Genomic DNA, 7,902 nt, shown 5'->3' on the forward strand with positions numbered 1-7,902 from the left:
CAAATCTTGAGAGCCTGAAGCGAATTGTCGAGACTGCTCGTCCAGCAGATTGATCCCAAGGGTCGCCGTTTAACCTCATTCCAGCAGACTTCCGGATTCCACCCCGTAGCCGGCACCTGCGGTTAACTGCCCGCGACGATCAAAGCCTGTCATCGAGAACGGCCATAGGCTGCTGCGAGCACCGGAACAGCTGAGAAGCCTTGGCGTTGTTGGCATCTGGGATCTCGAGCGGACGCTATGAAACCTTCTGATTTTTAAGCCGTTATCGCCGGATGCCCGAGGCTAAATTTAAGCTGAAATCGGTTGACGGCGCCCGAACGCGCGATGCCGAGAAGTCGCGCCACGAGAAACAATCGACGGTCGAAGTCGCGTCAGAGGTCGTCGGCCAGCCCGCGCCGCCGCCGGATGTCACCGAACCCGATCCTGAGCTGACACCTGAAGAGGCCGAGCGGGCGCGCAAGAGATACCTGCTTAAGCGCTTCTGGATCAGCGCGCGCGGTTACTGGAGCGGCAGTGGCGACAGGGTCGCCTGGCCGTTGACGATCGGGCTGTTGGTCCTGATCGTCGCCAATGTCGGCTTCCAGTATGGGATCAATGTCTGGAATCGCGCAATTTTCGACGCCATTGAGCAACGCAATGCCCACACCGTATATTGGCTGAGCGCCGTATTCCTGCCACTCGTGATCGGAAGCGCCAGCCTTGTGGTGGCGCAAGTCTTTTTTCGCATGAGGATACAGCGCCGCTGGCGGTCCTGGCTCACCACCGCGGTCATCGCGCGCTGGCTCGCAAGCGGCCGCTACTATCAGCTGAACCTCGTCGGCGGCGATCATAGCAACCCCGAAGCCCGCATCGCCGAGGATTTGCGGATTGCCACCGAATCGCCCGTCGATTTCATCGCCGGTGTCATCGTCGCATTTCTGTCGGCCTCGACCTTCATCGTGGTGCTCTGGACGATCGGCGGCGCCCTGACCCTGACGATTGCAGGTTCGACCGTCACCATTCCCGGCTTCCTGGTCATCACCGCGGTGCTCTATTCCGCGATCACGTCCACTTCGATGGCGGTCATTGGCCGCCATTTCGTCCACCTCTCCGAGGAAAAAAATCAGGCGGAAGCCGAGTTCCGCTACACGCTGACGCGCGTGCGGGAAAACGGCGAGAGCATCGCATTGCTCGGCGGCGAGGAGGAGGAGCGCAGCGGCATGGACAAGACATTTGCCCATGTGCTCAGGCAATGGGCGCTCCTTGCAGGCCAGCACATGCGCACGGCGCTGGTGTCTCAGGGGTCGAGCCTGTTTGCGCCTGTCGTGCCGGTCTTGCTTTGCGCTCCAAAGTTCCTCGAAGGCAGCATGACACTTGGACAGGTCATGCAGGCTGCCTCGGCCTTTGCCATCGTGCAGGGCGCGTTCGGATGGCTGGTCGACAACTATCCCCGTCTCGCCGATTGGAACGCCTGTGCACGGCGCATCGCCTCGCTGATGATGTCGCTCGACGGGCTCGAGCGGGCGGAACAGAGCAACACGCTGGGACGCATAAAGCGCGGCGAGACCGGCGGCGATGCGATGCTCAGCCTGAACAATCTCTCCGTGTCGCTCGACGACGGCACCGCCGTGGTCAAGGAAACCGAGGTCGTGATCGAACCAGGCGAGCGGGTGCTCGTCGCCGGCGAATCCGGCTCGGGCAAGAGTACGCTGGTGCGGGCCGTCGCGGGTCTGTGGCCTTGGGGTAGCGGCAGCGTCAACATCCGCGCCGACAGACGGTTGTTCATGTTGCCGCAACGGCCCTACATCCCGACCGGGACGCTTCGCCGCGCTGTCGCCTATCCAGGCGCCGCCGACAACTGGACGCTGGATAAGATCAAGGCTGCCCTCGACAAGGTGGGGCTCGACTACCTCAACGACCGGATCGAGGAGGACGCGCCATGGGACCAGACCTTGTCGGGTGGCGAAAAGCAGCGCCTCGCCTTTGCGCGTCTTCTGCTGCACCGCCCCGATATCATCGTGCTGGACGAGGCAACGTCGGCACTCGATGAGAAGAGCCAGGACAAGATGATGGAGATGATTATTCGCGAATTGCCGAAGGTCACCATCATAAGCGTAGCGCACCGCGCCGAGCTGGAGGCCTTCCACAGCCGCAAGATCACATTGGAGCGGCACAAGGGCGGCGCAAAACTTGTCAGCGATATCGAACTCGTCCCGCGCAAGGACAGACGGAACTTGCTCATGCGCCTTCTGAGGCAACGGCGCGCCAACGGAAAGCCAGCGCGACCTTGAGCAGAGCGGCGCTGCCCTACGCAAAGAGTGAGGCCGCCGGTCGGACCAGGCGGACCATCGCCGGTTCGAGTCACTGCCCGTATCTGGTCCTGAAAGCACCAGCCGTGGTACCTTGATTCCGGGCAGCTGCTGCTGTCGGAACGTCGATGGCACGAGCGCATTTCCATGTCCGGTGCAACGCCGATGCAACCCGGGTTGATTTCAAAAGCCCAGATTGATTTCGAAAGCAAAGGGACCAGCAATGACAATCGCAAAGAACACGATCTGCCTTTGGTACGACAAGGACGCCGAGGCTGCGGCCCGCTTCTATTCCGAGATTTTTCCCGACAGTTCGGTGAAATCCGTCCACCGCGCTCCCAGCGACTACCCGTCCGGCAAGGCAGGCGACGTGCTGACGGTCGAGTTCACGGTCGCCGGCATCCCCTGTCTCGGCCTCAATGGCGGGCCCGCGTTTAAGCACAACGAAGCCTTCTCCTTCCAGATCGCCACCGACGATCAGCAGGAGACCGACCGCTATTGGAACGCCATCGTCGGCAATGGCGGCCAGGAAAGTGCCTGCGGCTGGTGCAAGGACAAATGGGGCATCTCCTGGCAAATCACGCCGCGCGTGCTGACCGAAGCGATGGCCGCCGGCGGCGATGAAGCAAAGCGCGCATTCGAGGCGATGATGGAGATGAAGAAAATTGACGTTGCAGCGATCGAGGCGGCGCGGCGCGGCTGACAGTCCTGCGGTGACCCGAAGCGGAAGTCGGTGCATCACCCGGTCCGGCCTTCCCGTCAGTCCATTTGCGGCGTGACTTCTGAAAGCAGCCAATCCCTGAAAGCCTTGACTTTGCGCTGACGGATCGCCTCCGGCGGGTAGACGAAATAGAAGCTGGAGGGGGATTTCAGGGCGTAGCCGAAGGGGCGGACAAGTCGCCCGGCGGCAAGGTCGGCCGCAACGAGCATGGTCCGGCCGAGCACCACCCCCTCGCCTTGTGCGGCCGACTCCATGGCAAAGGTGGCAGAGTCGAAGGTAATCCCGCTCTGCGGGTCCACGCCCTCGACCCCGGCGCTAGCCAGCCAGGTCGCCCAGTCGATCGGAAAGCTGTCACGGATCAGCGTGTGGTGTTTGAGGTCCTGAGGCGTGCGGAGCGGATGTGCACCCTCAAGAAGCTTTGGGCTGCACACTGGAAACACCTCCTCGCCGGTGAGGAACTCCGACGTGAGCCCCGGATAGTTTCCATTGCCATAACGGACGGCGACATCGATGCCGTCGCCGAGGAAGTTGGTCAGCTTCCCGCTTGTCGAAACCCGCACATCGACGTCGCCATGCGCACGGTGAAAGCGATAGAGGCGCGGCACCAGCCATCTCCCCGCGAAGCCATCGGAGGTGCTGACGTTCAATGTCGAGCTCGAATAGCGGGCTGTTGCTGCAGCGGTGGCGGTGGCCAACTGGGCGAGCGCCTCGCGCACCGCCCGCGCATAGGGCTCGCCAACGGCTGTCAGACTCACCGAACGCGTACCGCGCTCGAACAGCTGCACACCGAGCTGATCCTCAAGGTTCTTGATCGCCCGGCTGATCGCGCCGTGGGTGACATGAAGTTCCTCTGCCGCCTTGGAGAAACTCAACAGGCGCGCCGCGGCCTCGAAGCTCGGCAAGGTGGTGAGGGGAGGCAGCTTCCGGGGCATGGACCGAGACCTATGTGTGAGCATCGCTCACACATTGTCGCCGATAAGTCGTTTGTCGTCCAGGCCAGAAGCCGGCATGTTTGTTCGCGTAATCAGTCATTCACCGTCGCTGCAAAAGGCGAATTTGATGTGACTGATACTCTCGCTGACAAAAGTCGCGGGGCAACTGCTGAAACCAAAACTGCCGCCACTCTGGGAGAGCACCATGAACGCCAAACGAGTTGAACCGATCGTCGACGACCTGACCGGCATGGCCGGCCGCATCCTCGCCTCGAGCAGCCGGCGCCGGACTGGGCGGCAGATTGCACGCTTCTCCACCCGCCGGCTCGAAGACCTCGGATTTGCCCGCGACTGGGACGGCTCGGTCTATCGGCCGTCGGACCACCGCTAGCCTGAACGAAAGCAACAGCGGACAGGCTCTTCGCAAAAGATCGCTGTCGCAAGGAATTAATGGAGAACGGACATGGCCACCATCCACCCATTCCTCTGGTTCAACACCGACGCGGAGCAAGCTCGCGATTTCTATCTCTCGGGTCTTCAAGAACAGCAAAGCGCTCCAGACCGTCGAATACACCGACTGGGTGTCCGGAACCAACAAGACGGTCCCGCATGCCATCTTCGATTTCGAGCTCGAAGGACTGCACCTCACTGCGCTCAATGCCGGGCCGCAGCCGCCCTTCAACGAGCGGCTCTCGCTCTACATCGAGACCAGGGACCAGGCCGAGACCGACTACTACTATGAGGCGCTCACCGCCGGCGGCGGCAGGGCACAACCCTGCGGCTGGCTCACCGACAGATACGGCGTCTACTGGCAGGTCATCCCGGAAATCCTGCCGCGGCTGAGTGCCGATCCGGACCGCGAAAAGGCCAACCGCGTCCGGCAGGCGATGTACGGGATGCGCAAGATCATCATCGCCGACCTCGAAGCCGCATATGCCGGCAAGGCCTGACCCTCACCGCAATCGCAACGAACGGAGAACCCTCATGACATCGCTCGTGGACAGGAAAGTCATCGTCGTCGGCGGTAGTTCCGGCATCGGTCTCGGCGTCGCGGAAGCTGCTCTCAACGGCGGAGCGAAGGTCGTGATCGTCGGACGCTCGCCCGAGAAACTGCTGGCTGCCGAACGGACGCTCAATGCGGGCCGCGTGACCAGCGTGGTCGCCGACATGACCGACGAAGCGGACGTCGCTCGCCTGTTCGACGAGGTCGGTCCCTTCGATCACCTCGTATCGACCGCCGGAACACTGCCGCCCGTCGATCCCATCGGCAGTACCGACATGGAGGCTGTGCGAGGCTTCGTCGATAACAAGCTGATTGGCGCCGTCATGCTTTCCAAGCACGCTGTGCGCACCCTGAAAGCCGGCGGCTCGATGACCTTCACCTCGGGAATAAATAAGGATCGGCCGCCGGTGCCGGGAGGCTCGGTCGTCTCCGCGATTGCCGGTTCATTCAGCTACTTCGCCCGCGCCCTGGCGCTCGAACTGGCCCCGACGCGCGTCAATGTCGTGTCGCCCGGATGGGTCGATACACCGATGTGGGACATTGTTGGAGAAGCCAAATCCAGCTTCTTTGCCGACATGGCTGCCCGGTTGCCATCGAGAAAAATTCCGACCGCTGCGGACGTCGCCGCCGCCTACCTCTACCTCATGGAAAGCGACTTCACGACCGGCGAGACGATCCGCATCGATGGCGGCCATAACCTGATCTAGCCGCCATTTGCACGCCGCCTGGATGGGTTGAGCCGGCATGACTGCTGGACCGGTGCACTGCTGCCGAAGGCGACGAACGCCGGCGGGTCATGCCGGCGCAATCGGGGTTTACATCGGCAGCCAGGTCCCTAGTTTTAGCGTTTCGCGCCGCGCACCTAAGTGTGTGGATGATCGAGGACGGGACCGTGAGCTCTGGCCGGCCCCTCGAAACTTTCAAAGGATGGCTATCATGACACAGGCCAAGAATGGCGACACCGTGCGCATCAATTACAATGGCCGCCTGGCTGACGGCACTCAGTTCGATTCTTCCGGCAACGAACCGCTGCAATTCACGTTGGGTGAAGGACAAGTGATCGCCGGTCTCGAAACCCATGTCGAGGGTATGGAGGTGGGCGCGAAAAGCACCGTCACCATTCCCGCCGAGGCCGCCTATGGCCCCCACCGCCCCGAAGCGGTCATGACCGTCGATTGCGCCCGCGTACCAGACAACATCAATGTCGATATCGGCGCTCGATTGCAGGTCAGAACCCCGGAAGGGCGCCCGATGCCGGTAACAGTCGTCGGCGTGGACGACACCAGCGTCAAGCTCGACGGCAATCATCCGTTGGCCGGACGCGATCTCGTGTTCGACGTTGAACTGGTCGAGATCGTTCAGGCGGCGTAGGGCACGGCAAAGCGCGTAACGGCCATGATTTTCGGGTGACGCATTTCGACCGGCGGTTCCGGCGGTGCGTCACCTGTTCGGAGGCAAAGACCGCGACGGCGGAAATCGTGTAGCGTGCAGCAACCCATAGAGACATTCGGCATCTGGAATGTCCAATTCAGCGTCGCAGGTTCGCGGACCTGTGGAAGGGTAGTGTCTCAGTTTGAAATTAAGACGACTGTCCATCGTAGTCAGGCGGTGGCGGCGTGCCTGGCCACCGAAGCTCGACTTCCTCGCAGGAGTCTTGCATGCGCATGACGCGGACGGCGTTGCCGATCACATCGGCGGGGCGCTTCTGGCCCCTAGGTCCGGTGGGCAATTGCTGCCTCCTGAATTGGCCAGCGCTTATACGCGACGACCCAGAGAATGATTATCATTCCCAACGGGACCACAGAGAGAAGCACCCACGCCCGAGACATTCTTAGTCGCCCAAACAGCACCCACGCGGGGATTGCTGTGAGGACTGTCAACAAGGCGAATGGTAGCAACTGAATCGGATCTGACATTGGGTGCCTTCCATGCTTTCCGCTGAGCACATAGGCGGTTTCGCCTAGACGAGCAAACCGGGATAGGCGCTTTCGCATATTTCAAATTTCAAACATGGGGTAATCGCGGAGCGAGTCGCCCTGAAGCCGGAAACGGTCACATATTGAAGAGCGGGTGGTTGTTCCCCGATAGGATGGAAGTACGGGCTCACGACTGGACGCCGGGCCCAAGCATCGAACGGAGAACAACCATGAGTGAATATATCGGTCTCGACGTGTCGTTGAAAGAGACGGCGATTTCTGTGCGGCGTGGCGGCAAAAGGATCTGGCGCGGCAAATGTCCCTCTGATCCGAGCTTGGTCGCGGACGTTCTCCGCAAGCGGGCGCCAGCGGCCAAGCGGGTAGTGTTCGAGACCGGCCCCTTGTCGGTGTGGTTCTATCATGCCTTGAGCGCCGAAGGACTTCCGGCGATCTGCATCGACGCCCGGCATGCCAAGGCCGCGCTGGACATGGCGCCGAACAAAACGGACGCAAACGATGCCGACGGCTTGGCGCATCTGGCCGAGGTCGGCTTCTACCGCGAGGTGCGGGTGAAGGGCTATGACAGCATGCTGAGCCGCACGCTGGTGGCCGCGCGGAGCCGGCTGGTCAAGATCACGACCGAGCTCTCCAACCAGATCCGCGGGCTCATGAAGACGTTCGGGCTGATCATTCCGCGAAGCAAGGGCAGCAAGTTCGAAGCCGACGTCCGGCGCCTGCTGGCCGGTCAGGAAGAGCTTGCCCGGATTGTCCTGCCCCTTCTCGAGGCTTGGCTCAGCATGCGCGCCCGCGCTGCTGAACTTGGACAGCAGCTCGTCGCCAACGCCCGGCACAATGACGCATGCCAGCTGTTGATGTCGATCCCCGGCGTCGGCACCATCACTGCGACTTCATTCATCGGCGCCATCGAGGATCCATCGAACTTCAAGACATCGCGCGCTGTCGGCGCATGGCTGGGTTTGACAACCCGACGCTATCAATCCGGCGAAGTCGATTATGATGGTCATATCTCGCGGCGTGGGGA

General features: G+C 61.7%; 8 protein-coding genes. 7 read left to right on the forward strand and 1 reads right to left on the reverse strand.

Going from position 1 to position 7,902, the window contains the following annotated elements; all coding sequences use genetic code 11:
* Positions 1-272: 272 nt before the first annotated feature.
* Together NKI08_RS31905 and NKI08_RS31910 are read left to right on the forward strand one after the other, a co-directional pair.
* Positions 273-2,270 carry an ABC transporter ATP-binding protein/permease gene (locus NKI08_RS31905; protein ID WP_352775088.1) on the forward strand — a complete coding sequence of 666 codons (1,998 nt, stop codon included), beginning with the start codon at positions 273-275 and terminating at the stop codon, positions 2,268-2,270.
* A gap of 247 nt (positions 2,271-2,517) precedes the next feature.
* Positions 2,518-2,991, forward strand: coding sequence for a VOC family protein (locus NKI08_RS31910; protein WP_352450557.1), 474 nt, complete (start codon positions 2,518-2,520; stop codon positions 2,989-2,991).
* A gap of 56 nt (positions 2,992-3,047) precedes the next feature.
* On the opposite strand, the gene gcvA is transcribed toward NKI08_RS31910, so the two are convergent.
* Complete coding sequence (gcvA, locus tag NKI08_RS31915; RefSeq protein ID WP_352775091.1) at positions 3,048-3,941, reverse strand: transcriptional regulator GcvA; 894 nt, start codon at positions 3,939-3,941, stop codon at positions 3,048-3,050.
* A gap of 205 nt (positions 3,942-4,146) precedes the next feature.
* On the opposite strand from gcvA, the gene NKI08_RS31920 reads away from it, so the two are divergent.
* The 5 genes from NKI08_RS31920 to NKI08_RS31940 all read left to right on the forward strand — a co-directional run.
* Positions 4,147-4,332, forward strand: coding sequence for a DUF1127 domain-containing protein (locus tag NKI08_RS31920; protein ID WP_352775094.1), 186 nt, complete (start codon positions 4,147-4,149; stop codon positions 4,330-4,332).
* Positions 4,333-4,522: 190 nt separating this feature from the next.
* Positions 4,523-4,891: a VOC family protein gene (locus tag NKI08_RS31925; protein WP_352775096.1), complete on the forward strand. Its 369-nt coding sequence runs from the start codon at positions 4,523-4,525 to the stop codon at positions 4,889-4,891.
* Positions 4,892-4,925: 34 nt separating this feature from the next.
* Positions 4,926-5,651, forward strand: coding sequence for an SDR family oxidoreductase (locus tag NKI08_RS31930; RefSeq protein WP_352775099.1), 726 nt, complete (start codon positions 4,926-4,928; stop codon positions 5,649-5,651).
* A gap of 229 nt (positions 5,652-5,880) precedes the next feature.
* Positions 5,881-6,315 (forward strand): FKBP-type peptidyl-prolyl cis-trans isomerase, encoded by a 435-nt coding sequence (locus NKI08_RS31935; RefSeq protein WP_352775102.1) that lies wholly within the window; start codon positions 5,881-5,883, stop codon positions 6,313-6,315.
* A gap of 775 nt (positions 6,316-7,090) precedes the next feature.
* Positions 7,091-7,902, forward strand: an 812-nt coding sequence (locus tag NKI08_RS31940; RefSeq protein ID WP_352775106.1) for an IS110 family RNA-guided transposase, incomplete at its 3' end; no start/stop codon positions are given.

This window comes from Mesorhizobium sp. M0768 (assembly GCF_040320195.1).
Classification (GTDB): Bacteria; Pseudomonadota; Alphaproteobacteria; order Rhizobiales; family Rhizobiaceae; genus Mesorhizobium.